The 26,774-nt window shown below is 68.6% G+C and carries 25 protein-coding genes and 1 pseudogene; 14 read left to right on the top strand and 12 right to left on the bottom strand.

The window, feature by feature from the left end:
* The first annotated feature begins 262 nt into the window (after positions 1 to 262).
* Positions 263 to 808 (top strand): 4-hydroxyphenylacetate 3-monooxygenase, reductase component, encoded by a 546-nt coding sequence (hpaC, locus tag CFB40_RS20435; RefSeq protein WP_089433257.1) that lies wholly within the window; start codon positions 263 to 265, stop codon positions 806 to 808.
* Between the two features lie 20 nt (positions 809 to 828).
* Here the strand turns inward: hpaC and CFB40_RS20430 are convergent, their stop codons facing one another.
* Both CFB40_RS20430 and CFB40_RS20425 read right to left on the bottom strand, forming a co-directional pair.
* Positions 829 to 2,097, bottom strand: a complete 1,269-nt coding sequence (locus CFB40_RS20430) for a YbfB/YjiJ family MFS transporter (RefSeq protein WP_089432205.1) — start codon at positions 2,095 to 2,097, stop codon at positions 829 to 831.
* Between the two features lie 167 nt (positions 2,098 to 2,264).
* Positions 2,265 to 3,467, bottom strand: coding sequence for an RNA-guided endonuclease InsQ/TnpB family protein (locus CFB40_RS20425; RefSeq protein ID WP_089432204.1), 1,203 nt, complete (start codon positions 3,465 to 3,467; stop codon positions 2,265 to 2,267).
* Positions 3,468 to 3,550: 83 nt separating this feature from the next.
* On the opposite strand from CFB40_RS20425, the pseudogene CFB40_RS39170 reads away from it, so the two are divergent.
* Positions 3,551 to 3,670 (top strand): annotated as a pseudogene (locus CFB40_RS39170) (IS200/IS605 family transposase); the annotation flags it as partial.
* Positions 3,671 to 3,866: 196 nt separating this feature from the next.
* On the opposite strand, the gene CFB40_RS20420 reads toward CFB40_RS39170, so the two are convergent.
* Positions 3,867 to 4,412 (bottom strand): RBBP9/YdeN family alpha/beta hydrolase, encoded by a 546-nt coding sequence (locus CFB40_RS20420; protein WP_089432203.1) that lies wholly within the window; start codon positions 4,410 to 4,412, stop codon positions 3,867 to 3,869.
* Positions 4,413 to 4,529: 117 nt separating this feature from the next.
* Here CFB40_RS20420 and CFB40_RS20415 point away from each other — a divergent pair, with 117 nt between their 5' ends.
* The 3 genes from CFB40_RS20415 to CFB40_RS20410 all read left to right on the top strand — a co-directional run bounded on the left by CFB40_RS20415 (position 4,530) and on the right by CFB40_RS20410 (position 6,504).
* Positions 4,530 to 4,985, top strand: coding sequence for an Lrp/AsnC family transcriptional regulator (locus tag CFB40_RS20415; RefSeq protein WP_089432202.1), 456 nt, complete (start codon positions 4,530 to 4,532; stop codon positions 4,983 to 4,985).
* Positions 4,986 to 5,369: 384 nt separating this feature from the next.
* The gene (locus CFB40_RS39165; protein WP_006766865.1) at positions 5,370 to 5,492 is read left to right on the top strand and encodes a hypothetical protein; all 123 of its coding nucleotides are present in this window, start codon (positions 5,370 to 5,372) and stop codon (positions 5,490 to 5,492) included.
* 58 nt (positions 5,493 to 5,550) lie between these two features.
* Complete coding sequence (locus tag CFB40_RS20410) at positions 5,551 to 6,504, top strand: leucyl aminopeptidase (RefSeq protein WP_089432201.1); 954 nt, start codon at positions 5,551 to 5,553, stop codon at positions 6,502 to 6,504.
* A 16-nt stretch (positions 6,505 to 6,520) separates the two neighbouring features.
* Here CFB40_RS20410 and CFB40_RS20405 read toward each other — a convergent pair whose 3' ends face one another.
* The gene (locus tag CFB40_RS20405; protein WP_089432200.1) at positions 6,521 to 7,030 is read right to left on the bottom strand and encodes a GNAT family N-acetyltransferase; all 510 of its coding nucleotides are present in this window, start codon (positions 7,028 to 7,030) and stop codon (positions 6,521 to 6,523) included.
* A gap of 55 nt (positions 7,031 to 7,085) precedes the next feature.
* Complete coding sequence (locus CFB40_RS20400) at positions 7,086 to 8,117, bottom strand: AraC family transcriptional regulator (protein ID WP_089432199.1); 1,032 nt, start codon at positions 8,115 to 8,117, stop codon at positions 7,086 to 7,088.
* Positions 8,118 to 8,435: 318 nt separating this feature from the next.
* Between CFB40_RS20400 and CFB40_RS20395 the strand changes: the two genes are divergently transcribed.
* The 5 genes from CFB40_RS20395 (at position 8,436) to CFB40_RS20375 (ending at position 14,367) form a co-directional block, all read left to right on the top strand.
* On the top strand, positions 8,436 to 10,151 hold the full coding sequence (locus CFB40_RS20395; protein ID WP_089432198.1) for a GMC family oxidoreductase: 1,716 nt from the start codon (positions 8,436 to 8,438) through the stop codon (positions 10,149 to 10,151).
* Positions 10,138 to 12,588: a flavin-containing monooxygenase gene (locus CFB40_RS20390; protein ID WP_089432197.1), complete on the top strand. Its 2,451-nt coding sequence runs from the start codon at positions 10,138 to 10,140 to the stop codon at positions 12,586 to 12,588. Before CFB40_RS20395 ends, CFB40_RS20390 begins: the two co-directional genes overlap by 14 nt.
* 211 nt (positions 12,589 to 12,799) lie before the next feature.
* The gene (locus CFB40_RS20385; RefSeq protein ID WP_089428234.1) at positions 12,800 to 13,354 is read left to right on the top strand and encodes an arsenate reductase/protein-tyrosine-phosphatase family protein; all 555 of its coding nucleotides are present in this window, start codon (positions 12,800 to 12,802) and stop codon (positions 13,352 to 13,354) included.
* A gap of 354 nt (positions 13,355 to 13,708) precedes the next feature.
* Positions 13,709 to 14,041 (top strand): type II toxin-antitoxin system RelE/ParE family toxin, encoded by a 333-nt coding sequence (locus CFB40_RS20380; RefSeq protein ID WP_048020341.1) that lies wholly within the window; start codon positions 13,709 to 13,711, stop codon positions 14,039 to 14,041.
* Positions 14,038 to 14,367: a helix-turn-helix domain-containing transcriptional regulator gene (locus CFB40_RS20375; RefSeq protein WP_039354565.1), complete on the top strand. Its 330-nt coding sequence runs from the start codon at positions 14,038 to 14,040 to the stop codon at positions 14,365 to 14,367. Before CFB40_RS20380 ends, CFB40_RS20375 begins: the two co-directional genes overlap by 4 nt.
* 16 nt (positions 14,368 to 14,383) lie before the next feature.
* Here the strand turns inward: CFB40_RS20375 and CFB40_RS20370 are convergent, their stop codons facing one another.
* On the bottom strand, positions 14,384 to 16,402 hold the full coding sequence (locus CFB40_RS20370; protein ID WP_089432196.1) for a VTT domain-containing protein: 2,019 nt from the start codon (positions 16,400 to 16,402) through the stop codon (positions 14,384 to 14,386).
* Between the two features lie 102 nt (positions 16,403 to 16,504).
* The gene (locus CFB40_RS20365; protein WP_089432195.1) at positions 16,505 to 16,957 is read right to left on the bottom strand and encodes a hypothetical protein; all 453 of its coding nucleotides are present in this window, start codon (positions 16,955 to 16,957) and stop codon (positions 16,505 to 16,507) included.
* Positions 16,958 to 17,278: 321 nt separating this feature from the next.
* Between CFB40_RS20365 and CFB40_RS20355 the strand changes: the two genes are divergently transcribed.
* Complete coding sequence (locus CFB40_RS20355; protein WP_089428238.1) at positions 17,279 to 17,923, top strand: response regulator; 645 nt, start codon at positions 17,279 to 17,281, stop codon at positions 17,921 to 17,923.
* Entirely contained in the window at positions 17,920 to 19,722 is a 1,803-nt protein-coding gene (locus CFB40_RS20350) for a sensor histidine kinase (RefSeq protein WP_089428239.1), read from the top strand. The genes CFB40_RS20355 and CFB40_RS20350 overlap by 4 nt, the downstream gene beginning before the upstream one ends.
* Before the next feature lie 66 nt (positions 19,723 to 19,788).
* On the opposite strand, the gene CFB40_RS20345 is transcribed toward CFB40_RS20350, so the two are convergent.
* Positions 19,789 to 21,099 (bottom strand): MFS transporter, encoded by a 1,311-nt coding sequence (locus tag CFB40_RS20345; RefSeq protein ID WP_089432194.1) that lies wholly within the window; start codon positions 21,097 to 21,099, stop codon positions 19,789 to 19,791.
* Between the two features lie 100 nt (positions 21,100 to 21,199).
* Positions 21,200 to 22,216, bottom strand: a complete 1,017-nt coding sequence (locus tag CFB40_RS20340) for an ABC transporter substrate-binding protein (RefSeq protein ID WP_089428241.1) — start codon at positions 22,214 to 22,216, stop codon at positions 21,200 to 21,202.
* Between the two features lie 271 nt (positions 22,217 to 22,487).
* Here CFB40_RS20340 and CFB40_RS20335 point away from each other — a divergent pair, with 271 nt between their 5' ends.
* Positions 22,488 to 23,153: a response regulator transcription factor gene (locus CFB40_RS20335; RefSeq protein ID WP_069250848.1), complete on the top strand. Its 666-nt coding sequence runs from the start codon at positions 22,488 to 22,490 to the stop codon at positions 23,151 to 23,153.
* Complete coding sequence (locus CFB40_RS20330; RefSeq protein WP_089432193.1) at positions 23,140 to 24,561, top strand: sensor histidine kinase; 1,422 nt, start codon at positions 23,140 to 23,142, stop codon at positions 24,559 to 24,561. The genes CFB40_RS20335 and CFB40_RS20330 overlap by 14 nt, the downstream gene beginning before the upstream one ends.
* Before the next feature lie 43 nt (positions 24,562 to 24,604).
* On the opposite strand, the gene CFB40_RS20325 is transcribed toward CFB40_RS20330, so the two are convergent.
* The 3 genes from CFB40_RS20325 to CFB40_RS20315 form a co-directional block, all read right to left on the bottom strand.
* The gene (locus CFB40_RS20325; RefSeq protein ID WP_089432192.1) at positions 24,605 to 25,051 is read right to left on the bottom strand and encodes a hypothetical protein; all 447 of its coding nucleotides are present in this window, start codon (positions 25,049 to 25,051) and stop codon (positions 24,605 to 24,607) included.
* A 96-nt stretch (positions 25,052 to 25,147) separates the two neighbouring features.
* Positions 25,148 to 25,912 carry an ABC transporter ATP-binding protein gene (locus CFB40_RS20320; RefSeq protein WP_089432191.1) on the bottom strand — a complete coding sequence of 255 codons (765 nt, stop codon included), beginning with the start codon at positions 25,910 to 25,912 and terminating at the stop codon, positions 25,148 to 25,150.
* Positions 25,909 to 26,766 (bottom strand): ABC transporter ATP-binding protein, encoded by an 858-nt coding sequence (locus tag CFB40_RS20315; RefSeq protein ID WP_089428245.1) that lies wholly within the window; start codon positions 26,764 to 26,766, stop codon positions 25,909 to 25,911. Before CFB40_RS20315 ends, CFB40_RS20320 begins: the two co-directional genes overlap by 4 nt.
* Positions 26,767 to 26,774 lie beyond the last annotated feature (8 nt).

The raw sequence follows: 26,774 nt of genomic DNA, 5'->3' as shown, positions 1-26,774 counted from the left end.
TGTGCGGCACATCATAACGAGCCGAAAACCCGCTGAAAACCCCTTCACGTGCCGCATGAACATGCAATCCCGCTTTTTTTCACGCGGTGCGGCGCGCATCTAGGTAGAACCTTTAGACGCGTTGGCGAGAACGCCATCTCCATCGTCAATCGTGCGAATGGTCGCCGGCATTTTCGCGTCGTACGCTTGGGTCATCGTCGGCGATCCGGCGCTGCACCGGCAGTGCCACGCGATCGCCGCGTTCGTCCAATCAGGAGCGCCCATGTCTTCCACGACCGATATCCAGCGACCGGCACGCGTCGAGCCGACCGACGCGCAGAAGGCCTTCAGGCAAGCGATGGCCCACCTCGGCGCGGCCGTCAACGTGATCACCACCGCCGGGCCGCACGGCCGCTGCGGCATCACCGCGAGCGCCGTGTGCTCCGTCACCGACACGCCGCCGACGCTGCTCGTGTGCCTCAACCGGTCGAGCGCGATGCGGGCGACGTTCGAACGCAACCGCCACGTCTGCATCAACGTGCTGCCGGCCGAACACGAGCAACTTGCACGGCACTTCGCGGGGCTCACCGACCTGCCGATGGCGCGGCGCTTCGACCTGCCCGTGTGGGATCGCGGCGAGCAGGACGTGCCCGTGCTGCGCGACGCGCTCGCGAGCCTGCAGGGCACGATCGCCGACATGAAGGAAGTCGGCTCGCATTCGGTGATGTTCATCGAGGCGACGTCGATCCGCGTGCGCGACGACGGCGACAGCCTGATCTACTTCAGCCGTGCGTTTCATCGCGTGTCGCGCACGGCGTGCGTGCGGTGAATGGCGCGTGTCGCGCGTGATTACGCGGCGGCTCGCAATGCGCGCTGCCCGGCCGCGAGCGCGGCGCCCGCGAACAGCGTCAGCGCCGAATACACGAGCCCGCGCGCGAGCCCGGCACTGTCCGACACCCAGCCGATCGCGACCGGCCCGGCGATCTGCCCGAACGCGAAGACCGTCGTGAACGCGCTGATCCCCTTCGCCCAGCCGTCCGGCGGCAGGTTGTGGCGCACGAAGGCCGTCGTCGATGCGACGGCCGACAGGAACGTCGCGCCGAACAGCACGCCCGACGCGAACGCGGCCACCGGATGCACGAACATCGCCGGCATCAGCGTCGCGATGCCGAGCAGCGCGTTGAGCACGGCGAGCGCCTGGCCGCCGCGCATCCGGTCGAGCAGCCCCGACCACAGCCGCGCCGACACGACGGTCGCCACGCCGAGCATCACGTAGAACGCGGCGACCACCGTGCCGCTCATCCCCGCGCCGCGCAGCAGCGCGACGATGAACGTCATGTAGCCGATGTAACCGACGCCGAACAGGCCGTAGCCGGCCAGCGCGAGCGCGAAGCGCGCGGGGCTCGCGGTCGCGGCCGCCGTCGCTTCGCCGCGCGGCGCAGTCGGTGCCGCGTGCATGCGCTCGATGCGGCGCGCGGCCGACACGGCCACCGCCGAGAACAGCACGCACGCGAAGGCGAGCGCGAACCATGCGGGTTGCCAGCCGTGTACGCCGTGTGAGAGCGTCGCCGGCACGAGCAATGACGATGCGACGATGCCCCATCCCGTGCCGCCGTAGTAGAGCCCGAGCAGCAAGCCCGCATCACGCGGCGACGCCGATGCGAGCCGCGCGGCCAGCACGCCGCCGCTGATGAAGATCAGCGCGCTGCCGACACCGGTCGCGAGCCGCTGCACGAGCAGCGCATGCATGCCGGACGTGAGCCCGCACGCGGCCATCAGCAACGCGGTCAACACGCATCCGGCCGCCAGCAGCGAGCCTGCTCGCCAGCGCCGCGACAGCCACGGAAACGCGAGTGCGCCGACCAGGTAGCCGGCCGCGTTCGCCGTGTTCAGCGCGCCGGCCTGCGCGAACGTCCAGCCGAGATCGGCCTTCATCGGCGGCAGCAGCAGCGCATACGAAAAGCGCGCGAGGCCGAGCGCGATCGCGCTGCCGAGCGACAGGCAGATCGCGAGCCGCCACGCGGCGATGCGTTCGGGGTCACGTTCCGGGAAGGGGCTGGTCGCGCCGGTGTCCGGCCGCGACGGGCCGGCCTGCTCCGGTTGCGGCGCTGCGCGCATCGCATGTCTCCTTGGTCGTTCGAAGCCGCGGCCAGTCGTGACGGCGGAACCGGTGTTCCGCACGCGGCAATCCCGACTGTCGAGGCTTCCGATTGTGTCGGACGTTGACATCCTCCCCCGTCTGATGACGGGCGATTCCTACCGCGTCTGAAACGACAATACTTATCTCAGATCGCCTCGGCGGGTTCCTGCTTCATTGAGCGGCCCGACTGCACCGTCTCTCCACAGGCTGCGACGCGGTGTCCCCGCGCCAGAATGTTCAGAGCGCCGACGACATCGGCGTTCTCCTCGTAACTGCATTCGACACAGGCGAATTTTTCCTGCGTGGTCCGGTTATCCGCACTCACGTATCCACAAGCTGGACACGTCCGGCTTGTATTCGCGGGCGGAACCGCCACGAGCCAGCCGCCGTTCCAGGCCAGCTTGTATTCCAACTGCCGCCTGAACTCGAACCACCCTTGGTCGAGGATGGCCTTATTCAGACCGGACTTGGCCCGAACGTTCTTGCCAGGCGCATCGGTGCTGCCCGCCGCCGACCTGGACATATTCCGAACCTGCAAGTCCTCGATACACACCATCGCGTGGTTTTTGCTGATCGTGGTCGTGGCCTTGTGCAGGTAGTCGCGGCGAGCATTGCCGATGCGCGTATGGATACGCTGGACTCTGGCCTTGGCTTTTTTCCAGTTATTGCTGAACTTGACCTTGCGGCTCATCGCACGTTGGCATCGACGCAGACGAGCCTCATGTTTCTTGAAACTGTTGAGCGGTGTGAGAAACGTGCCGTCGCTCATCGTGGCGAAGCGGGCAATGCCAACATCGATGCCGATCACGCTGGTGGCATCGGGCACCGGCTGCTCGACCTCGCGCTCGGTCTGAATCGAGACACACCACTTGCCCGAGTTGAAGCTGACCGTTGCGTTGCGCAGTTCGCCCAGCACGGGACGCGACAGCCTCAGCCGCATCCAGCCCAGCTTGGGCAAGAAAATGCGCCCATTGGGCTGGTCGAGCTTGAATTGCTTGGGGTCCGGGTAGCGAAAACTGTCGCGCTGGCCGCGCTTCTTGAACTTCGGAAACGCCGCTCGCTTGGCGAAGAAGTTCTTGTAGGCCCGCTCCATATCCTTGAGGGCGTGTTGCAACGGGTGAACGGGGGCGTCCTTGAGCCATGGCGTTTCGCCTCCGTTACGCCACTCCGTCAGATGCTTGGCCATTGCTACGTAGCCAATGAACTTGCCGCCCGCCTCGTAGTTCTCCTTCTGCAACGCCAGTGCCTTTTTGTAAACGAACCGGCACGATCCGGCGAAGCGGCGCATATCGCGCTGCTGCTCGCCGTTCGGCATCAGTTCGAACTTGAAGGCCTGGAGTCGTCGCATCGGACGATTGTATGTCTGGCCCACAAGAGCGAGTCAAGCCTTTCGACGCGGTCGCTATTACGTCTTTCAAGTGCTACTCGAGCATTCGGAAAAAGGCGTGGGACGGCGCGCTGGGGTCTCTGTCTTACTTTGCCGGAAGTTGTGGCGGAGCGCCTGTCGAAATCGTTCGCAAAGACATCGACCAACAGAAAACGCCCCGCTAGCCGCCCGAAAGGACGCCTACGACGTCCGCGCTATCCTTCCCCGCCCTGAAGGACGAGGTTTGACGCGCATGCAGATCATACTTGAGCCGTCGCGGGCCGGCATGCGTTGTCGACAGGAGCCCCGCCGCGGCAGCCGGATCGTCCATGCATCGCCCGCCGCAAGCCATCGCGAAAGTACGTCGGCTGCCTGCCCGCGCTACCCCCGCAATCCCGCCATGAAAGCCGTGAACAACGCGCGTCCCTCGGGCCATTCCGCCAATCCCGCTTCCGTATTCAGATGGCCGCGCGGGCCGAGCAGCAACGGCGTCGCGCCGCGCGCTTGCGCCCATGCAATGCCGCGCCCGGCCGGGTCGTACCCGTCATCCGAGCTGGCGATCGCCAGCACCGGAAAGCTGGCGAAATCGCCCTCCGGCACATCCGCGAACGCACGGGCCGCAACCGGAAAACGCGGGCCGCCCGAATCAGGCACCGCCACGAGCCACGCAGCGCGCACGACGCGCGTCGACGCCGCCCGCCAGTGCGCGAACAGCTGGCACCCCAGCGAATGACAGATCACCACCGGCGGCGTCGCGGCTTGCGCAACGGCTTCATCGAGCGCCGCCATCCAGTCGCGCAGGTCGGGCGCATCCCATGACGCCGGCGCCATGCGCACGGCGCCCGGCAGCGCAGCCTCCCAGTGGCTCTGCCAATGATCCGGTCCCGAGTTGCCGATCCCCGGCACGATCACGATCGTCTGGTCCATCTCCGTCTCCATGAATGAGCGAGCTCGCAGTCTGGCCGGCCGGAAACCGGCCGGGAATGGCAAATCATCGGATATTGAGACAATATGCCGATGAATTAACGGAGCGGGAAAGCGGACATGTCGAACGGAGAGCTCGATCGCCTGGATCTGTCGATCCTCGAGGCGCTTCAGGACAATGCACGGATGCCGCTGTCAGAAGTGGGCCGCCGCATCGGCCTGTCGCAGCCGGCTACGTCGGAGCGCGTCAAGCGGCTGGAAGAGCGCGGCATCATCGCGGGCTACGGTGCACGGATCGATCCGGCCGCGCTCGGATTGGGGATGATGGCCATCATCCGGTTGAAGACGACGCACGAACATATCAAGCCTGCGCTGCGCGCGTTCGCGGAGATGCCGCACGTCATCGAGGTCCACCGGATGACCGGCGAGGATTGCTTCCTGCTGAAGGTCCTGGTGCCGACGCCGGGACAACTGGAAACCATCATCGATGCGATCGCCCGCTTCGGCGCGGTCACGACGTCACTCGTGCTGCGATCCGAGCCGGCCAAGCCGCTCGGCAAGGCGCTGCTCGGTTGACACGGGCAGCGGGCCGCTGACGCGCCGCCGATGAGCGGCGACGCGTTCGCGCGCAGGCATGGTCGCCGAGAACACCATCGGTCTCAGCGATCGAATTTCCGATGAAAAATCGCCGAATGCAATGCAACGCATGAGATTCCGGTCATTGAAAAAATGACGTTGAATCCGTCATTCACTTTATTTTTGTTTTATCGCACGCGCCCCGTAAATCCCCCGTGTTTAGCACGCCCCGGCTAAAATCCTTGCAACGCATTGCATTCGCAAATTCGTCAGACTAATATCAACGCCACTCGTCGCGCATTCACGAAATGTGTGATGAGGAGTGGCAACTTTTTAGCCGCGCTTTCATGTTGAATCACTCATGTTCACCACAGGAGAATTGACATGCAGGACACCCAGCAGATCGAATTGCTTGACTGGATGCAGGAAGACACGCACCCCGAGGCCGTCGACATGATGGTCGAGGACGCCGTGGTGCCGTTCGGCACCGCGCTCTGGCCGGTCTGAGCGGGCCACCCGTTCTCGCGGAAGGGCTGCGGCCCTTCCGCCGCTTCCGGAGACACGCATGCTGAACCTGCATCGCGCGCTGGGCTTCCACCCCGCGCTGCGCGACAAGCTGGCGCGCGGCGAGTCGGGAAAACTGCTGGTCGGCCATGACACCCGCAACCGCGACATCGCATTGCGTGCGTTTTCCGCCCTGCCCGATTCGCTCGACGCGACCACCCTCTGCCTCGAAAGCACCCCACCCGCCGATATCGCCGCCGCGCTCGATCGCGCCGATCTGTTCGTGCTGCTGTACGACTCGTCGTGCCTGCCGACGCCGTCGCCAAGCGGGCCGCCGTTCCTCGCCGCGATCCGCCCCGCGATCGTCGAGCACTGGAGCAAGTCGGTCCTGTTCAAGGATTACGGCCCGCATCTCGACGAGGCATTCGCCGAATCGCTCGACGACATCGCGGCACGCAACGGCCGGCTGATCGACGCGGCCGCACACGCATCGCGGATCCGCTTCATCGACGAAGCCGGCAACACGCTGACAGGCTCGCTCGCGCCGGACCAGAAATGGACGAGCGTGGACGGCATGGGCAACCTCGACGTCGTGCCCGGCGAGATCGCGACGCACGTCATCGACCTCAACGGCTCGGTCGTCTTCAGCGGCACGTTTCTCGGCACCGTGCCGTTCGCGATCAAGTACAAGGTGGCCGAGCAACTGGCCACGCTGCAGGTCGAGAACAGCACGATCGTCGGGTTCGACACCGACCACGAAGGTTTCCGGCGCGACTTCTCGACCTATCTCGACCGGCATCCGAATCACCGGCGGATCGAGGAATTCGGCATCGGCACGAACCTCGGGATTCGCGGGCTGTACGGCCGCAACGCGGGATTCGAGGAACGCCATCCGGGCCTGCATCTCGGGCTCGGCGGCGGCGAAAACGGCAGCCACCATCTCGACCTGATCTTCGCGCGCGGCACGCTCGCGCTCGATGACCGAATCGTGTTCGACGGCGCGTTCGCCGTCTGACGAAGCGGCTGCGTGCTCAGGCTTCGGCGGCCGCCGTGTCGCCGAGCCACTTGAACATCACGAGGCTGTCGACGAAGCCGAGCCGCGCGTGACGATACGCACGCGGCAGGCGGCCGACGATTTCAAATCCCAGCTTCTGCCACAGCGCGACCGCCACTTCGTTGGTCGACACCACCGAGTTGAACTGCATCGCGAGGAAACCGCGCTCGCGTGCGACCTGTTGCGAGTGCTCGCACATCAGGCGCGCGACGCCGCGACCGCGTGCGGCCTCGCTCACCATGTAGCCGCAGTTGCTCACGTGATCGCCGGGGCCGCCTGCGTTCGCTTTCAGGTAGTACGAGCCCAGGACCACGCCGCCCTCTTCGGCGATCCACGTGCACAGCGGCGCATCGAGCCACAGTGCGCGCGCCGCTTCCTGTGTCGGCGCCGCATCGAATGCATAGGTTTCCTGAGCGGCGACGATCGCGCGATAGGTCGGCCAGAAGCGCGGGAAATCGTCGTCGGTCATCGGGCGAATCGTGATCATGCGAAGTCTCTCGTGATGAGAATGTCGGCAGGCATGCCAGCGATCGTACCGTGATTCAGGAACGGCTGCCGTCCCGTTGCGCCGCGCTGCGATACTCGCCCGGCGGCACGCCGTACCAGCGCTTGAACGCCTGCGAGAAACTCGACAGGTCGCTGAAGCCGAGCCGCTCCGCCACTTCCGCGAGCGACAGCCGCGCGTCGCCGAGCAGCGTCTCGGCCATCGCGCCGCGCGCCTGCGCGAGCAGTGCGCGGAAGGTCGTGCCCTCCTCCTGCAGCCGGCGCTTGAGCGTGCGTGGGCTCGTGTTCATCAGCCGCGCCATGTCCTCGAGCGAGAACGGCGCGGGGCCGGGCGTCGCGCTCAGGTACTGGCGCACCATCTCCGACGTGCCCACGCGCGCACGCCGCGCTTCGAGCAGCTGGCCGCACATCTGCTCGCACATCGACACCGTCAGCGGATTCGCGTGCGGCAGCAGCCGGTCGAGAAACGCGCGGTCGAAAGCGAGGCTGTTCGCGCGCGCCGAGAACGCGGGCTCGATGCCGGCGATGCGTGGCACCGGCGTGGTCGGCGTGCGCGCCGCCTGCACCGTGAAGCGCGACAATGCGAATGTGTCGTCGCCGATTTCCTGCAGCAGCACGGCCGCGGCCGCCATGTCGCGCTCGACCAGGAACCGGCTCAGCGTGCCATCGAGTTCCGGCGCGCCGAAATTGAGCACGCACGAGCCGCCTTCCTCGCGGTACGTGATCACCGTGAACGCATAGGTGAGCGGCAGGAAGCGCAGCGCCAGCGCGAGCGCGTCGCGTGCGCTCGCGCTGGCGATCAGCCCGTAGCCCCACACCCCGTACGCGGAGAAGTGATAGCGCTGGCCGACCTCGAACCCGAGGCCCGGCGCGCGCCCGAGCGCGCGCAGCAGGTTGCCGGTCAGCCGCAGTTCCTGCGCGGCCGTCACCTCGACCTTCGGATCGTCGAGCTGCGCGTCCGCGAGGCCCGTGCCGGCCAGCAGCGTCGTGTGCGGCACGCCGCGTTCGTCGCCGAAATCGACCAGCAGCCGGGCGCTGGCCGGACTCCGGGTGAAATCCCAGAAGCTCATGCGGAGAAACCCTCGAAGCGCCGATTTGGCCCAAATACTAAAACAATTGTCCCGAAGCAGCATTGGTGTTTTCCCATGCGGCCAGCACCATCGGCGTCATCCAGTCGTCATCCGAACGACGCCATCGCCCTCCGGAGGAGACACCATGCGACCGAGTCGCCCGACCGATCCCGCAGCCCGCTTCGCATGCCGGCACGACGAATTTGCCGCATGCGCCAGCGATCCCGCCCCGCCGCTCGCGCCTCGCCTGCCGCACACCGGCCGCCCGTGCACGCTGCCGCGCCCCGCTTGATCCATCGCCCCTCGGAGGACCAATCCATGAGCAAGACTTTCGACTACATCGTCGTGGGCGGCGGTTCGGGCGGCAGCGTCGTCGCCGGGCGGCTGACCGACGACCCGGCCGTGACCGTCTGCGTGCTCGAGGCCGGCGGCCGCGGCGACGGCACGCTCGTCAACGTGCCGACCGGCGCGGTCGCGATGATGCCGACCCGCATCAACAACTGGGCCTTCGACACGGTGCCGCAGCCGGGCCTCGGCGGGCGCATCGGCTACCAGCCGCGCGGCAAGGTGCTGGGCGGTTCGTCGGCGATCAACGCGATGGTCTATATCCGCGGCCATCGCGTCGACTACGACGGCTGGGCCGCGCTCGGCAACGAAGGCTGGAGCTACGACGACGTGCTGCCGTACTTCCGCCTGAGCGAGCACAACGAGCGCTTCGACGATGCGTGGCACGGCCGCGACGGCCCGCTGTGGGTGAGCGACCTGCGCACCGGCAACCCGTTCCATGCGCGCTACCTGGAAGCCGCGCGGCAGGCCGGCCTGCCGCTCACCGACGATTTCAACGGCGCGCAGCAGGAAGGCATCGGCCTCTACCAGGTCACGCAGAAGCACGGCGAACGGTGGAGCGCCGCGCGCGCGTACCTGCTGCCGCACGTCGGCCGCCGCGACAACCTGACGGTCGAGACGCATGCGCAGGTGCTGCGCATCCTGTTCGACGGCACGCGTGCGACCGGCGTCGAGGTGCGGCAGCATGGCGAGGTCCGCACGCTGCGCGCGCGGCGTGAAGTCGTGCTCGCGGCCGGCGCGCTGCAAACGCCGCAGTTGCTGATGCTGTCGGGCGTCGGCCCGGGCCGCGAACTCCAGCAACAGGGCATCGCCGTGCACGCCGACCTGCCCGGCGTCGGCCGCAACCTGCAGGATCATCCGGATTTCATCTTCGGCTACCGCACGCGCAGCGTCGACACGATGGGCGTGTCCGTGGGCGGCGGCCTGCGCATGCTGCGCGAGCTGGCGCGTTTTCGCCGCGAACGGCGCGGGATGCTGACGTCGAATTTCGCGGAAGGCGGCGGCTTCCTGAAGACGCGCGCCGAGCTCGACGCGCCGGACATCCAGCTGCACTTCGTCGTCGCGCTCGTCGACGATCATGCGCGCAAGCTGCACGCCGGCCACGGGCTGTCGTGCCACGTGTGCCTGCTGCGGCCGCGCAGCCGCGGCTCGGTCACGCTGAACAGCGCCGATCCGCTCGCGGCGCCGCGCATCGATCCCGCGTTCTTCGACGATCCGCGCGATCTCGACGACATGGTTGCGGGCTTCCGCCTCACACGACGGCTGATGGAAGCGCCGTCACTCGCCGGCTGGACCACGCGCGACCTGTTCACCGCGAACGTCAACACCGACGATGAAATCCGCGACGTGCTGCGGCGGCGCACCGACACCGTGTATCACCCGGTCGGCACGTGCCGGATGGGGCACGACGCGCTCGCCGTCGTCGACCCGCAACTGCGCGTGCGCGGCCTGCAGGGGCTGCGCATCGTCGATGCGTCGGTGATGCCGACCCTCATCGGCGGCAATACCAACGCACCGACGATCATGATCGCCGAAAAGGCCGTCGACCTGATCCGGGGCGTGTGCCGCACGTCCGCACAACCGCAACGCGAAACCGTCAGGACAGCGACGGATCTCGACACGGTTCCCGCCGCGTGTGCCGCGCACGATGCCATCCACTCCGAGGAAACCCGCCATGTTGTCGCCTGATACCGCTCGCGCCGCCGACTCCGCCGCCCCGCTTGCGGCAATCATCATCGGCGCCGGCTTCGCCGGCATCGGCATGGCGATCGCACTGCAACGCGCCGGCATCCACGATTTCGCGATCGTCGAACGCTCGCACGACGTCGGCGGCGTGTGGCGCGACAACCGCTACCCGGGCGCCGCCTGCGACGTGCCCTCGCACCTGTACTCGTTCTCGTTCGAGCCCAACCCGGCGTGGTCGCGCGTGTTCGCGCCGCAGCCCGAAATCCATGCGTACCTGCAGCATTGCGCGCGCAAGTACGGCCTCGCGCGCTACCTGCGCTTCGGCGCCGAAGTCGCGCACGCCCGCTACGACGAAGCCGCCGCGCTGTGGCGCGTCACGCTCGCCGACGGCACGACGCTCAGCGCCACCGTGCTCGTCAGCGGCACCGGGCAGCTGAGCCGCCCGGCGATGCCCGACCTGCCCGGCATCGACACGTTTCGCGGCCGCGCGTTCCACTCCGCGCACTGGGATCACGACTATTCGCTCGCTGGCAAGCGCGTGGCGGTCGTGGGCACCGGCGCGTCGGCGATCCAGTTCGTCCCGGCGATCGCGGGCGACGTGAAGCAGCTGGTCGTATTCCAGCGTTCACCGGCCTATGTGATGCCGCGCCCCGACCGCGCGTATCGCCCGTGGGAGAAAGCGCTGTTCCGCCGGTTGCCGTGGGCGATGAAGCTGCATCGCGCATCGATCTACCTGCGCTACGAATCGCGCGCGATCGCGTTCACGCGTCTGCACAAGCTGATGAAGGTCGCGGTCGGCCGGCCGTTCCACCAACTGCTTGCACGCGACGTGCCGGACCCCGCGCTGCGTGCGCGGCTCACGCCCGACTACCCGATCGGCTGCAAGCGCATCCTGCTGTCGAGCGACTACCTTGCCGCGATGAGCCGCGACAACGTCGAACTCGTCACGCAGCGGATCCGGCGCGTGACGGAGGACGGCATCGAGACCGTCGACGGCGTGCATCATCCGGTCGATGCGATCATCTACGGCACGGGGTTCGCGGCGACCGAGTTCCTGTCGCCGATGCGTATCACGGGCCGCGACGGGCTCGACCTGAACGACGCATGGCGGCGCGGCGCGCAGGCGTATCTCGGGCTCACGGTGCCCGGTTTTCCGAACTTCTTCATGCTGTACGGCCCGAACACCAACCTCGGCCACAACTCGATCGTCTATATGCTCGAAAGCCAGATCGCGCACGTGATGCGCTGCCTGCGCACGATGCGGCGTGACGGTGCGCGCGAGATCGACGTCGATGCGCGCCGCTACCGGCGCTTCAACGTGCATGTGCAGCAGCGGCTCGAAGGCTCGGTGTGGAACAGCTGCAAGAGCTGGTACGTCGATGCGTCGGGACACAACAGCACGAACTGGCCGGGCTTCACGCTGACCTACCGGTGGATCACGCGCTTCACCGGGATGGGCGCTTACCGCTTCACGCATCCGTTGCCGGAGTCGGCCGCACCGGCGCGCGACGTGGTGGTCGCGCCGCCCGCCGGCCGGCTGGAGGCACTGACCGCCGCATCGCTGCGCGGCTTCCTGCGCGTCGCGTTCCGGCCGCTGATCGGGCCGCCGTTCGGCGCGCGCATGCAACGCCGCGTCGTCGCGCTGCTGTCGCCGCTGATGCCGGGCACGAGCGGCACGCTGCGCTACCGCACGTCCGCGCATCGCGTGCCGGTCGAAGTCGTGGCGCCGAAACGCGGCGACACGGGCGGCGCGATCCTCTATCTGCACGGCGGTGCATTCTGTCTCGGCGGGCCGCATACGCATCGCGGCGTGACGACGCGGCTCGCGAATGATGCGGGCCTGCCGGTGTGGGTGCCCGACTACCGGCTGGCGCCCGAGCATCCGAGCCCGGCCGCGCTCGACGATGCGCTGGCCGTCTACGACGCGATGCGTGCGCAGGGCCATGCGCCGCACCGGATCGTGATCGCCGGCGATTCGGCCGGCGGTGCGCTGGCCATCGCGCTGGCCATCGCGCTGCGCGAGCGCGGCGAGCCGGCTGCCGCCGCGCTGCTGCTGATTTCGCCCGTGACCGATCCCGCGCTCGGCGGCGCGACGCTGGCGTCGCGCCGGCATGACGACCCGATGATCCGTCGCGGCTGGCTCGAACAGGGGCTGCGCTGGTATCACGGCGCCGGTTCGGTGGCCGCCCGCGGCCCGCTCGACACCGACCTGCGCGGCCTGCCGCCGATGCTCGTCCAGGCCGGCGACCAGGAGGTGCTGCTCTCGGATGCGCAGCGGCTGGCCAGTCATGCGCAGGCCTGCGGCGTGCCGTGCCGGCTGGAGGTTCATGCGGCGCGCTGGCATGTGTTTCATCTGCAGGCGTTTTACCTGCGGTCGGCGCGGGATGCGTTGCGGACGCTGGCGGGGTTTGCGGCGCAACGGGTGGCGACGACGACGTGACGATGAAACAGTCACGCGCCGCGATCGGGGCCGTGGTTCGCGGCTTCCCCGGTCGGGTGCGCGGTGCATGCGCCGTCACCGAACCCGCTTGCCACGAAGCGACGTCGTCTTGCAAAAACCGGCCGTTTATTTTTTTCCGTCGCATGCGGCCGTCATGATCTCCCGCAGGCCCCGGCGCGCCGCCGGGGTTCCTCACCCTCGCGGAGACATCATGAAAAGAAGGCACACCCTCAACACGCTGGCCCTGCTCTGTTGCGTCGGCATCCAGTGCGCGACGTCGGCGTTCGCCGACGAGCCGAAGAAGGTCGCGTTCGTCGACACCGGCAACACCGGGCGCAGCGTGATGGCCGAAGCGATCGCCGGCCAGTTGATCGCGCAACGCCACGCGCACATCGCGGTGATTTCACGTGCGGTCGACGAAGATCCGTATGACGAAAAACCCGAAGAAAACGGCGTGATCCTGATGAAGCGCCGCGGCATCGACACGTCCGCGCACCGTTCGGTGCAGTTGAACGCCAACGACATCAAGCATTCCGATGTAATCCTGACGATGACCGACAAACACAAGGAGAAGGTGCTCGCGCTCTATCCGTCGGCCGCTGGCAAGGTGTTCACGCTGGCCGAGTATGCGTCCGGGAAGCACGTCGACGTGCCCGATGCGTGGGGCAAGCCGATCGATTTCTACGAATCGGTCACCACGCAGCTCGACACGTACATCCCGGCGGCGCTCGACAAGATCGCGACGGCCGCGCCGGCGAAGCCGTAATGTCAGGAGGCCTGTCGGCTCGCCAGGCGCGACGCGCCGGCACCGACAGGTGTGCTGTTCACGTTGTTCCCCCCGACACCCCACCCACCGCGCGTGCCCGTCACCGGGCCGTTGACTTTGGCCATCCGGCCGAATCGTCACCCTGCGCACCGGATGAAAGAATGATCTTCGTCCGGGAAGCCGGCTTCGCGGCCTGACATCCCGCACTTCGCAGGCATCGTATGCGCAGCAACGCGCATGCGGTGTCGTGTGTCGCCCCGACTCGGCAATGCGCGCACGCCCCGCGCGCACCACCCGGCAGATCGCACGACCCCGCCATTTACCCTACTCCCTTTTTGTAGCTTATAAGTTACAATGCTCTCCAAGTTCGAACTTCTTCGCTACCAGCGCGACGATGGCCGCGAGCCCTTCACCGAATGGTTGAACGCCGTGCGCGACAAGCTTGCGCAGGCACGGATTCGCGAACGCCTGCGCCGCGTGCAGACAGGCAACTTCGGCGATTGCGAGCCCGTCGGCGAAGGCGTGATCGAACTGCGCGTCCACGTCGGCGCCGGCTATCGCGTGTATTTCGGGCGGTACGGCGGCGCACTGGTGCTGTTGCTTTCAGGTGGCGACAAAAGCAGTCAACCCGACGACATCAGGCGCGCAAAGGAACACTGGTCGAACTGGAAACGGAGGCAAACATGACCAAGCTCAAAGGTGCGGTATCGCACCATGACGCGGAAGTCGCCGAACTCGGCGCCGACCGCGAACTCGCGGTGGCCTATCTGCGCGTCGCGATGGAGTCGCTCGACGATCCCGACAACCGCGCGGCCGGCCTGCTCGCGCTGCGTACGGTCGCGGAAGCGTACGGCGGGCTCGGCGCCGTCGCGGCCGAAGCCGGCATCAGCCGCGAATCGCTGTATCGCACGCTGTCCCCAAACGGCAACCCGACACTGAAAACCCTGCTCGCGGTGCTCAAGACCGTCGGCCTGCGCCTGTCCGTCGTCCCTGCACAGCCGGTGCACGCATAAGCGGCACACCGCCCGCTCACGGCCGCACCATCCACACCAGCAGCATCTCCGCCGGCGCGTTCGCGATCCCCGCCGGCGGATGCTCGATCGCCGGCTCGACCGACAGCGCCTTCGCCATCGTCGCCGCATCGTCGATCGTCGTCGTGCGCACGATCGTCATCAGTCGCGCCGGCCGGTGCAGCGTCTCGCGATACAGCGCGCCGTACCACAGCGGCCGCATGCCGAGCGCGTCCTGCAGCACGTACGGATAACGCCACAGCCGCAGCACGAGGCGGCTTTCCGGCTGCCCCGGATCGACGCGCACGAACACGCGGCGCGTGCTTTCGCCGTGCGTGTAGCGCGGCAGCACCGGCAGCGCCTCGGCCGGCGCCTGCGGCAGCAGCCAGCGCAGCGCGGTGGCCGGCGACCACGGCGTCGCGCGCTGCCAGCCGGCCTGCGCGAGATGCCGGTCGAGCGTGTCCGACGTCGCGCTCCATTGCAGCGGCAGATATTCCTCGCGGTCGCCGCCGATCTCGGTGCGCCGCACCGGCACGCGCTGCCACCCGCCGCGCAGCCACTGGTCGACGGTCATCGCGACCACGTCGCCGACATGCGGGCGCGCCGCGCGGTCGAGCTGCCATTGCGCGGGAACCGTCCATACGCCGGCCGTCGCGAGCACCACCGTCACCGCGACGAGCCCGCCCCTCGGCTGCACGTGCTCGCGTATGCGCCAGTATGCATAGGCGCCGGCCAGCAACGCGAACCAGGCGAGCCCGAGACTCCAGCCGCCCAGCAGGCCCGACAGCCACGTGTCGCCCACATACAGCCGCGCGAAGCCACCGAGCACGATCCACAACACCACCGCCGTCACGACCGGAATCCGCCACCGCGCGGGCCGGTCGCGCGCGAGCACCCAGCCGAGGCCGCTGCTCGCGAGAATCGCGAACGCCGCTTCGGCATCGGGCAGCGGCACGTGCGGCGCACCGGGCGGCAGGCTCGCGGGCGTCGCGCCGGGTATGCCCGCGCCGAACACCGGCCCGAGCACGACGGCGACGCCGACCGTCACGAGCCACCACGCGGCCGTCAGCCAGCAGCGGTGGATCATCAGCCAGACGAGAAACGCGGCCGCGACGATCAGCCCCGTGTCGTGCCCGTGCAGCACGGCAAGCGCGCGCATCGTGGCGTCCACCGGCGGCGTGCGCAGGTTCTGCAGGAACGCATACAGCGCGATGTCCGCGTGCATCAGCGGATCGTTCGCGACGACATCCTGCACGAGGCCCGCGAACAGCCACACGCAGCCGATGAACAGCAGCGCGAGCACGGGCACCGCGCCGGGCAGGCCGCGCACATAAGCAATCGCGTCGTGCAGCCGTGCACCGAAGCGCGGCCAGCGCCGCGCGCAGGCGTGCAAGCCGTCGACGAGCGCACGGCGCAACAGCGGCCAGCCGCGCCGCAACGAGACGCGCACGCCGATCCACACGAGGGCGACGAGCGCCGCGACGACCAGCAGGATCACGGCGACCCGCACGCTGATCGCCGCGGCCAGCGCGGCCGACGCGCCGAACAGGATGCCCGGCGCGACGTGCACGGGCGCCCAGATGAGCGCCGAGACGACGTTGACCGGATAGAACGACCGGCGCGGCAGCGTCGCGCAGCCGACCACGACCGGCACGACCGCGCGCACCGGCGCAAGAAAACGCGCAAGCACGATGCTCTTCATGCCATGGCGCAGCACGAACTCCTCGCCGCGCGCGAAGGCGGCCGCATAGCCGAAGCGCGCCCATGCGTTGCGGATCACGCCGCGGTAGTGCCGCCCGAGTTCATAGCTGATCCCGTCGCCGATCACGGCGCCGACCGCCGCGACACCGATGGTCGTCCAGGCGTCGAGCGCGCCCGCGCCGATCAGCGCACCGGCCGCGAACATCACGGCGCCGGCCGGCACGACCGTGCCGATCAGCGCGATCGCCTCGGCGCAGGCCGCCATGAACACGATCGCGAGCACGAGCAGCGGATGTGCGCCGATCGCGCCGATCCACGCGTGGATCGTATCGCTCATCGCACGCGCCTCGGCGGAGCGACCCGGTGTGCGGACACCGGGCCGGTGATGGCATGGGGAATGTTCATCGGGCGGTGCGCGCGGTCGCGCCGGCGGGGCGGGTCAATCGAACTCGTGCTGCCGCGCGTCGGCCTCGAGCGGCGCGTCGTGGTAGCCGACCGTCGCGATCTCTTGCAGATAGCGCACGAGAAACGCGCCGATCGAGCCGGCAGCCTCGTACTGATGCACGTGGCGGAATTCGTGGGTCAGCAGGCGGCGCGTGTCCTGCCCGCGCAGCACGTACACCGCATGGCCAAGCGTGAGCCCGATCGTCCCCGGCGCCAGGAGCCCCGAGTCGCGGGCGATCGCGGCCAGCGACGGCACCTCGGGGAACGGCATGCGGTCGACGGTCACCACGCGGATCCGCTCGGGCTGAGCGACGCCCACCGTGCGCGCGTCGTCGGCTTGCTCGGGCGTCAGCGGCGCCCCCTGCGCGATCCCGCGCGCCGCCTCGGCTTCCGCCCATGCAACGGCAGCGGGCAGTGCGGACGGCAGGATATCGGCAAGATCGATCATCGCGGGGCTCCTCGGGGGTTGTAGTGGCATCGGGCACCAGTTTAGTCCCGAATCGGAACGGTTCGCGGGGTAGCGCGCGACACGACGCGCCGCCTCTTCACCGCCTCAATAATAATCAGGGAATACCCTGATTTTCGCCGGCTCCGCCGCCTGCCTTTTCCCTGGGATTGTTTCGTTTCAGTACACATTCCACGTTCGGCTATCTCGAAAATTTCCCGGATGTGTACCGTTTTCGGATTCGGCGGAATATATTGATCAGAAGAACAGCCGCGGCGACACCCGGACAGCAGGGCGCGGCGTCATCCCGAAGAGGATCGCTCGATGATCAGGGTAATTCTGGCTGACGATCACGCAGTCATGCGGGACGGACTGCGTTACATCCTGGAAACGGCCGGCGGTTTCGAAATCGTCGGCGAGGCGAGCGACGGCTCGGCCACGCTTGCGCTGGTCGAGCGCGGTGCCGCCGACGTGCTGCTGCTCGACCTGTCGATGCCCGCGCCGACCGGCATCGAGCTGATCCGGCTGGTGAAACGCCACGCGCCGTCGCTGCGCACGCTGGTGCTGACGATGCATGCGGAGGCGCAGTACGCGGCGCGCGCGTTCAAGGCCGGCGCGACCGGCTACCTGACGAAGGACAGCGCGACCGCCGAGCTCGTCGAGGCGGTCGGCAAGGTGGCTGCGGGCGGCGTCTACGTGAGCCCGTCGGCGGCCGAGAGCCTCGCGCTCACGCTGCGCACGCCGGCCGCCGCGCTGCCGCACGAACGGCTGTCCGCGCGCGAGCTCGACGTGATGCGCCGCATCGTCGCGGGCCAGACCGTCACGCAGATCGCGACCGAACTCGCGCTCAGCGCAAAGACGGTCAGCACCTACAAGACCCGGATCCTCGAGAAGATGGAGCTGCCGCACGAAGCCGCGCTGGTCCGCTACGCGGTGCGCCACGAACTCGACCCCGGCGGCGACGCATGACCGCCGCCTTCCGCTTCCCGCCCTCATCCCGGCCCTCGCCCGCGGACGACGACGACCCGGACGCGTCGCGCCTGTTCATGTCGTCGCTGCCGCCGGGCCGGCGCGAACGGCGGCTCGCGCTCGCGACCGTCCTCATCTCCGCCGTGATCTTCGCCGCGCTTGCACCGTTCGCGGGCAGGCCGCTTGCGCCGGGCTGGGCGTTCATTCCCGTGTACCAGTCGGCGATCGTCGTCAACGACATGGTGACCGCCGGCCTGCTGCTCGGCCAGTACGCGATCCTGCGCCAGCGGCCGCTGCTCGTGCTCGCGGGCGGCTACCTGTTCACGGGTTTCATGGCCGGCACCCACATGCTGACCTTTCCCGGACTGTTCGCACCGACCGGCCTGCTCGGCGGCGGCGACCAGACCACCGCCTGGCTGTACCTGTTCTGGCACGGCGGCTTTCCGCTGGCGGTCGCCACTTACGCGCTGCTGCGCGCGAAGTCGCGTGCGCCGGGCCCGATTCCGGCCCCGCAGCGCCGCGCGGCGATTCCCGTCGTGCTGTGCATCGCGGCCGCGGTCGGCGCGACGGTCGCGCTCGCGCTGCTCGCGACGGCCGGCCACGACCTGCTGCCGCGCATCATGAACGGCAACCGGATGGCCGCGACGATGACGAACGCGATCACGATCGTCTGGGGGCTGAACCTGGTCGCGCTGATGCTGATGTGGCGGCGGCGGCGGCGCCATTCCGTGCTCGACCTGTGGGTGATGACGGTGCTCGTCGCGTGGCTGTTCGACATCGCGCTGTCGTCGATGCTGAATCACGGGCGCTACGACCTCGGCTTCTACGCGGGGCGCGCGTACGGCCTCGTCGCGTCCGGCGTCGTGCTGTTCGCGATGCTGTTCGAGAACGGCCGGCTGCATGCGCAGACGGTGCGCGCGCTGGCCGGCGCGCGCTACCAGCATCTGCTCGTCGCGCAGAAGAGCGCGCAGCTGAACGACGCGAACGAACGGCTCGAACAACGCGTCGCCGCGCGCACCGCGCAACTGAGCGCGTCGAACCGCGACCTGCGACGCGAAGTCGAGGACCGCGTGCGTGCCGAGCGGGCGCTGCAGGCGTCGCGCGAGGAGCTGCGCGAGATCGCCGCGATCAGCGCGAGCGCACGCGAAGCCGAGCAGCGCCGCATCGCACGCGAGCTGCACGACGAACTCGCGCAGACGCTCGCGACGCTGAAGAACGATCTCGAATGGCTGATCGACCGCGTGCCGCAGGACGATGCGCAGCTGGCGCGCAAGATCGCGGCGATGCACGCGCTGGCGCGCGGCGCGGTGGCCGCGACGCGCCGCATCGCGTCGGACCTGCGCCCGCTGATGCTCGACGATCTCGGCTTCGCCGCGGCGATGCAGTGGCTCGTGGAGGATTTCCGGCACCGTCACGGTATCGAGTGCACGCTGCACGTCGAGCCTCCCGAGCTGCAGCTCGACGAGCCTTACGCGACGGCGGTGTTTCGCATCGCGCAGGAAGCGCTCGCGAACGTCGCGCGGCACGCGGCCGCGTCGCATGCGACAGTCGAACTCGTGCATGCGAGCAATGCGATCGAGCTGACGATTCGCGACGACGGCGCGGGTTTCGATCCCGGCGTGCCGCGCAAGTCGGGATCGTTCGGGCTGGTCGGGTTACGCGAGCGCGCGTATCTCGTCGGCGGCACGCTGCGGATCGCGACGACGCTCGGCGAAGGGACGACGGTCGAGGTGGAGATTCCGCTGGCGCCTGCGCAGGTGACGGTCGCGCATGGTGGGGTTGGGGCGCCGCGGGGGTAGGTTCCCGGCGACGGCGGTGGTGCGTTCGTCGGGAACCCGTTGATGATGCGACAACGCCGCGTACCCTCACGCGCGCGCCGCCACCATCCCCCGCTCCGAGCGCGTCCACGCGACCAGCGCGCCGATCCCGAGCAGTGCGAGACACACGATCGGCACGATCATCGGGCCGAACGCGGTGCCCGTCACCTTGCCGGCAAACGGCATCAGGTTCTGGCTGAAGAAGCCGCCGAGGTTGCCGATCGAGTTGATCGCCGCGACGCTCGCCGCCGCCCGCGCGCCGGTGAAGTAACGCGGCGGCATCGACCAGAAGCACGGATACAGCAGCGGGATGCATGCGCCACCGAGCACCAGCGCGATGAAGCGCAGCGGCGTCGACGGCAGCACGAGGCTCAGCAGGAAGCCGAGCGCACCGAGCGCCGCGACGATCGCGATCGTGCGCAGGATGCTCTTCGCGCGGCGCAGCTTCGCCGGCAGCCACAGCAGCAGCAGCACCGCGAGCGCCCACGGCAGCATGCTCAGGAAGCCGTTCATGCTGCTCGACACGCCGAACGATTTCACGAGCGTCGGCAGCCAGTACGTGACGCCGTACAGCGACGTCGACATCAGCATGTAGGTCGCCGCGAACAGCATCACGCGCGGATCGAGCAGCGCCTTCCACGGCTGCCCATGCTCGGCCTTCGCCGGCTTCTCGCGTTCGAGCGCGGCCTCGACGATCTGCTTCTCGCGGTCGTCGAGGAAACGTGCGTCGCGCACCGACGCGGGCAGCACGCGGAACACGACGACCGCGACGATCACCGCCGGAATACCCGTCGCCACGAACACCCACTGCCAGCCCGCCAGCCCCCACACGCCGTTCAGGCTCAGCAGCACGCCGCCGACCAGCGAGCCGAGCATGTTCGCGAGCGCGCTGCCGAGCGTGAAGATGCCGAGCACCTTCGCGCGGTAGCTCTGCGGGAACCACAGCGTCAGGTAGTAGATCACGCCCGGATAGAAACCGGCCTCGGCGATACCGAGCACGAAGCGCAGCCCGCAGAATGCGGGCATCGACGTCGTGAAGCCCATCAGCACGGTGATGAGCCCCCACGTCAGCATGATCCGCGCGAGCCACACGCGTGCGCCGTAGCGATGCAGCGCGAGCGTGCTCGGCACCTCGAACAGCAGGTAGCCGATGAAGAACAGCGACGACGCGAGCCCGAACGCGGCCTCCGTCATCCCGAGGCTGTGCACCATCTGCAGCTTCGCGAAGCCGACGTTCTGCCGGTCGATGAACGCGATCAGGAACATCACGACGAGGATGGGCAGCAGGCGCCGCGCCATCTTCGACATGATGCGCTGCTCTTCGGCGGACGCGGGGTCCAGGGTTTCGGTGGCGTTCACTTGAGGCTCCTTGCGTGAAGCGGTTGCATAGCGGTTGAATCGGCGCTGCGCGCGACAAGCGCGCGGGCGCGAGGTATTTCGATGAAAGGGCGCGGCGGCATCAACCCGATCGATAGTCGTCGAGCATCGGCGCGAACATCTCGTGCCACGCCCGCGGCTTCGCCTTGATCGTGCCGGCGAGGTACAGGAATTCGACGTAGTCCATCAGCTGGTTCGGCAGCACCGAGAAGCGCGTGTCCGGCGCGGCGAGCATCCGGATCACGTCGTCGTGCGACACGCCGACACCCGACGACGCCGCATAGAGCGCGGCCGCCGCGCGCGGGTCCTGCGCGATCAGGCGGTTCGCTTCGTCGAGCGCGCCGAGAAACGCGCTGGCCAGCGCCGGCTCCGTATCGGCGAGGCGCTTCGGCGCGAACACGACGTCGAGCGTCAGCGGGCCGAGCACGTCGACCGAATTCACGACGCGGTGGATGCCCGGCTGCCGCAGCTCGAGCGTCGAGAACGGCGGCGACGTGAAGTGCGCGGTGACGCCGTTCTCGCGGCGGATCAGCGCCTGCATCGCCTGCGGATGCGGCAGGTTCACGGTGATCGAATCGAGCTGCGCGAAATGCGTCGGGCCGAGCTGCCGGCTCGCGACCATCTGCAGCACCACCGCCGACAACGACGTGCGGATGCCCGGCACCGCGATCCGGTCGGCCGGCGTGAAGTCGCGCAGCGACACGAGCCCCGGCCGGTTCGCGTTCAGCGACAGCGACGTGGTCGACAGCCCGCTGATGCCGATCACCTCGACGTTCGGAATGCCGCGCGCCCGCGCCCACAGCTCGATGAAACCCGGTGCGCCGGCGCCGGCGAAATCGAGCGTGCCGGCCATCATCGCGTCGTTGACGGAATTGCCGCCGTCGAGCAGCACCCAGTCGACCGCGACGTCGCGCACACCGTGGCGCGCCGCGTGCCGCTCGAACAGCCGCTGCTTCTCCATCACGAGCAGCGGCAGGTACAGCACGCCATAGCCTTTGGAAATCCGCACTGTGCGCGGCTTCGCGCGCACGAGCGCAGGCGCGGCGAGCACGCCGAGGCCGGCGGCGATCAACGCGCGGCGGCGCGGCGACGTCGTCATGCGCCGGCCTTCCCTGCACGAGCGGCACGAGCGGCAATCGCCAGGCGGCTGGGGCCCGCGTCGCCGCACCGGCGAGCACCGGCCGGCGACGCGCTGCACCGCGCGTTCGTCGCACCCGTTTGCTGCTGCATGTTGCCGTCTCCTGTGGTTCTGGTATTAATGGCCGTCCTTGCAACGTCCGGCTCGACACAGGTTATCGACCGAGTCTGAGAAAATGCTGACATCCCGGCCCCGGGAAAACCCCTAACCCACCCACCTGCGAAACGGCACCATGCGCATTCTCGTCGTGGAGGACGATGCCGAAATCGGCGCGGCGATCCGCAGCCGCCTGGCGCGGCTCGGCCACGCCGTCGATCTCGAAACCGACGGCGCGACCGCGCACGGGCTGCTGCGCGTCGAGCGCTTCGACCTCGTCGTGCTCGACGCGAACCTGCCCGGCATGGACGGCTTCACGGTGCTGCGCCACCTGCGCGCATCGGGCAGCACGACACCCGTGCTGCTCGTCACCGCGCGCTCGGCGATCGACGACCGCGTAAGTGGCCTCGGCCTCGGCGCCGACGACTACCTGGTGAAGCCGTTCGACTACCGCGAGCTCGATGCGCGCGTGCAGGCGCTCCTGCGCCGCAACAGCGGCCACGCGAACGACGTGCTGACGCTCGGCGGCCTCGTGATCGACCGCAGCAGCCGTCTCGCGGAACTCGACGGCCAGCCGCTGTCGCTGTCGCGCCAGGAATTCGCGCTGCTCGAGATCCTTGCCAGCCGCCCGCAGCGGATCTTCTCGAAGGATGAACTGCTGAACCAGCTGTTCAGCTTCGGCAACGAGCCGACCACGAACGCGGTCGAGCAATACGTGACCCGCGTGCGCAAGAAGCTGCAGGGCAGCTCGGTCGAAATCCGCACCGCGCGCGGGATGGGGTATCAGATTGCGGCGCACTGACTGGTTCCCGAAGACGCTGTTCGGGCGCACGCTGCTCTTCATCGCGCTCGTCGTCGCGACCGGCGCGCTCGCGCTCGCGGCGATCGCGCGCTACTACGCGGGCGTCGCGGCCGAACGCGCGTACGACCAGTTGCTTGCGGGCGCATCGATCCAGGTCGCGGAAAACCTCTACGTGCAGGGCGGCGTGCTCGCACTGAATCCGCCGGTGGCCGCGCTGTCGACGCTGTCGCGCTACGACCTCGTCTACTACAAGGTCGTCGATTCGCGCGGCATCGTCGTGGCCGGCTACAACGATCTCGCGAGCCCCGCGACGCTCGCCGCTGCGAAACAGGGCCCCGCGTTCGCGAACGGCCTGTACCAGGGGCACCGGATCCGCACCGCGACCATCGCACGGTACATGCCCGAGGAGAGCACGCCGGGCTGGGCGCTCGTGACGGTCGCGCAAACCACCAACGCGCGCCAGCAGCTCACGAACGACATGAGCATCAAGGTGTGGACGCTGATCCTGCTGATGAGCGTGCTCGCGATCGGCGCGAGCGGCCTCGCGATCCGGCGCGGCCTGCGTCCGCTCGCGCAGATCGGCACGATCATCGCCTCGCGCGACCCGGCCGACCTGCGGCCAGTGGCCGTCGACACGCCGAGCGAGATCGACGCGATCATCGGGTCGATCAACGGGCTGATGCACCGTCTCGCCGAGCGGATCAACGCGATGCAGCGCTTCATCGCCGATGCCGCGCACCAGATGCGCACGCCGCTCGCGCGGCTCGACGCGCAGATCGAGCTGCTCGACGGCGAATCCGATCCCGCGCGTCACGCAGCGCGGCTCGATGCGCTGCGTGCGACCTCGTCGGACGTCGGCCGGCTCACCGGCCAGCTGCTCAATCATGCGATGGTGATTCATCGCACCGAGGCCGTGCCGCTGCAACCCGTCGAACTCGTCGCGCTCGCGAAGGACGTGCTCGGCCGCGCGATTCCGCTCGCGGGCGAGCGCGATGTCGCCGTCGCGTTCGCGAGCGACGCGCCGCTCGCGTGGATCGACGGCGACGCGATCAGCCTGCAGGAAGCGCTGTCGAACGTACTGCACAACGCGCTGCTGCATGGGCATGCGGACGACATCGTCGTGTCGGTCGCGACGCAGGGCAACGCGGACGATGCGGTGACGCTGACCGTCACCGACAACGGCCGCGGGATTCCGCGCGAGCACTGGGACGCGGCGCTGCAACCGTTCGTGCGGATCGCACCGGACGGCAGCGAGCGGCGCACGGGGTCGGGCCTCGGGCTCGCGATCGTGCAGGAAGTGATGAAGGCGCACGGCGGGCGTGTCGGGTTTGCATTTCCCGAGGCGGGCGGGTTTGCGGTGGTGCTGACGTTTCCGCGCGCGGCGGGAAGCGGCGAAAAGAAGGCATGAACCGACGGACCCGGGCCGGTTCATGCACGCGCGCGACATGTACTCAATCGTCGCTGTCGTCATCGAAGCGGTTGCGCTCCGCATGCCGCGCGACCAGCCGGTCCAGCTCGTCGTACTGACGATCGCAGAACAGCCGGCACAACGTATCGACATCCGCGCGCGTGTCGACGTCGATCGTATCGACATGCTGCTCCAGCTTGCCCTTGCCGATCCCGAACAGCCCCTTTTTCATCCGCATCGAGACGGCATTCAGCTGGAAGCCGTCCGCATGCGCATCGCGCAGCGCGGTCACCCACAACTCCCGCTGATCGTCGGCATGCTGCAGCACGAGGGCCGGCAACGGGCCGTCCTGCTTGTCGTCCCATTCGGCATGCTGCGCCGCCCACGGGAACGCGTCGAACGCCTGCGTGAACGACGGATAATCCGTCGCGCCCTGCGGATCCAGTTGCTCGAATGCGTAGCCGACTTTCTGAACGGAATAAGTCAACATGGTGCGGCGCTCCCGGTGGCGGTGATGGCGACTGAGCGCCAATCTACCTGACAATCCGGCGCGCATCGCCGTTTTTTTGCCCCGCCACCCCGCCCGCTACGCCGCCACCGCCTCCCCGCCGAGATACGCATCGCGCACACGCTCGTCGTCGAGCAGCGCCTTCGCGGCCCCTTCGAGCACGACGCGCCCCGTCTGCAGCACATACCCGTAGTGCGCGATCTCCAGCGCGAGGCTCGCGTTCTGCTCGACCATGAACACGGTCACGCCCTGCCGGTTGATCGCGTCGATCAGTTCGAGCACCTTGTCGACGTACAGCGGCGACAGCCCCATCGTCGGCTCGTCCATGCAGATCAGCTTCGGCCGCGCCATCAGCGCCCGTGCCATCGCGAGCATCTGCTGCTCGCCGCCCGACAGCGTGCCCGCGCGCTGCGTCAGCCGCTCGCGCACACGCGGAAACAGGTCGAGCACGCGCTCGTAGTCCTCCGCCACCGCCGCACGGTCGCCACGCGTGTACGCGCCCATCAGCAGGTTCTCGCGCACGCTCATGTCGCCGAACAGCCGCCGCGCCTCGGGCACGGCCGCGATCCCGCGCCGCACGCGCTGCGGCGTCGCGAGCGCCGTCACGTCGTCGCCGTCGAAGCGCACGACGCCGCGGCGCGGCCGCATCAGCCCGAGAATCAGCTTCATCGTCGTCGACTTGCCGCTCGCGTTGCCGCCGAGCAGGCTGACGATCTGCCCGCGGCCCACTTCGAAGTTCACGTCGAAATGCACCTGCACCGGCCCGTAGAACGTGTCCAGGTGTTCGAGTTTCAGCAGCGCGTCGGTCATGGTCGTGTCGGGTCCGGAAGAAAGGGCCGTCATGCGGCCGCCTGTGCCGTGCGGTCGGCCGGCGCGCCGCCCGCATGCCGGCGGCCGAGGTACGCCTCGATCACGCGTGGATCGTGCCGCACGTCGCGCGGCGCGCCTTCGGCGATCTTCACGCCGTTGTCGAGCACCATCACGCGGTCGGATACGCGCATCACGAGTTCGAGCTTGTGCTCGATCAGCAGGATCGTCAGGCCGCGCGCCTTCAGCGACTGGATCAGTTGCAGCATCTCGGCCGTCTCCGTCTCGTTCATCCCGGCCGTCGGCTCGTCAAGCAGCAGCAGGCGCGGATGCAGCGCGAGCGCGCGGCCGATCTCCACGCGCCGTCGGTTCGCATACGACAGGCTGTGCGCCGGATGATCGATGCGCGGCGTCAACCGCTCGCCGAACCCGGCGACGATCGCGCGTGCCTCGTCGCGCAGCGCGGCTTCCTCGCGCCGCACCGATGCGGGCCGCACGAGCGCGCGCAGCACCTCGGCCGCCGCACCCAGCGCGGGCCAGCCCGGCCGGGCCGCGCGCAGCCGCGCATGCGCACCGATCAGCACGTTGTCGAGCACGCTCAGGTTGCCGAACACGCGACCGTGCTGGAACGTGCGCGCGATGCCGAGCGTCGCGAGGCGTTCGGGCGCGGTGCCCGTGATGTCGCGGCCGTCGAACGTCACGCGGCCGGCATCGGGCCGGTCGGCGCCCGCGATCAGGTTGAACAGCGTCGACTTGCCCGCGCCGTTCGGCCCGATCACGCTCAGCAGTTCGCCTTCGGCGAGTGACAGGCTCGCGCCGTCGAGCGCGGTCACGCCGTCGAAGCGGCGCGTCAGGCCCTGCACGTCGAGCAGGGGTTGATGGTTGGTCATCGCGTTCC

The sequence above is a fragment of the Burkholderia sp. AU31652 genome (genome assembly GCF_002223155.1).
GTDB lineage: Bacteria > Pseudomonadota > Gammaproteobacteria > Burkholderiales > Burkholderiaceae > Burkholderia.
The sequence above is the reverse complement of the archived record's forward strand: the minus strand, read 5'-3'. Positions and strand labels throughout refer to the sequence as shown.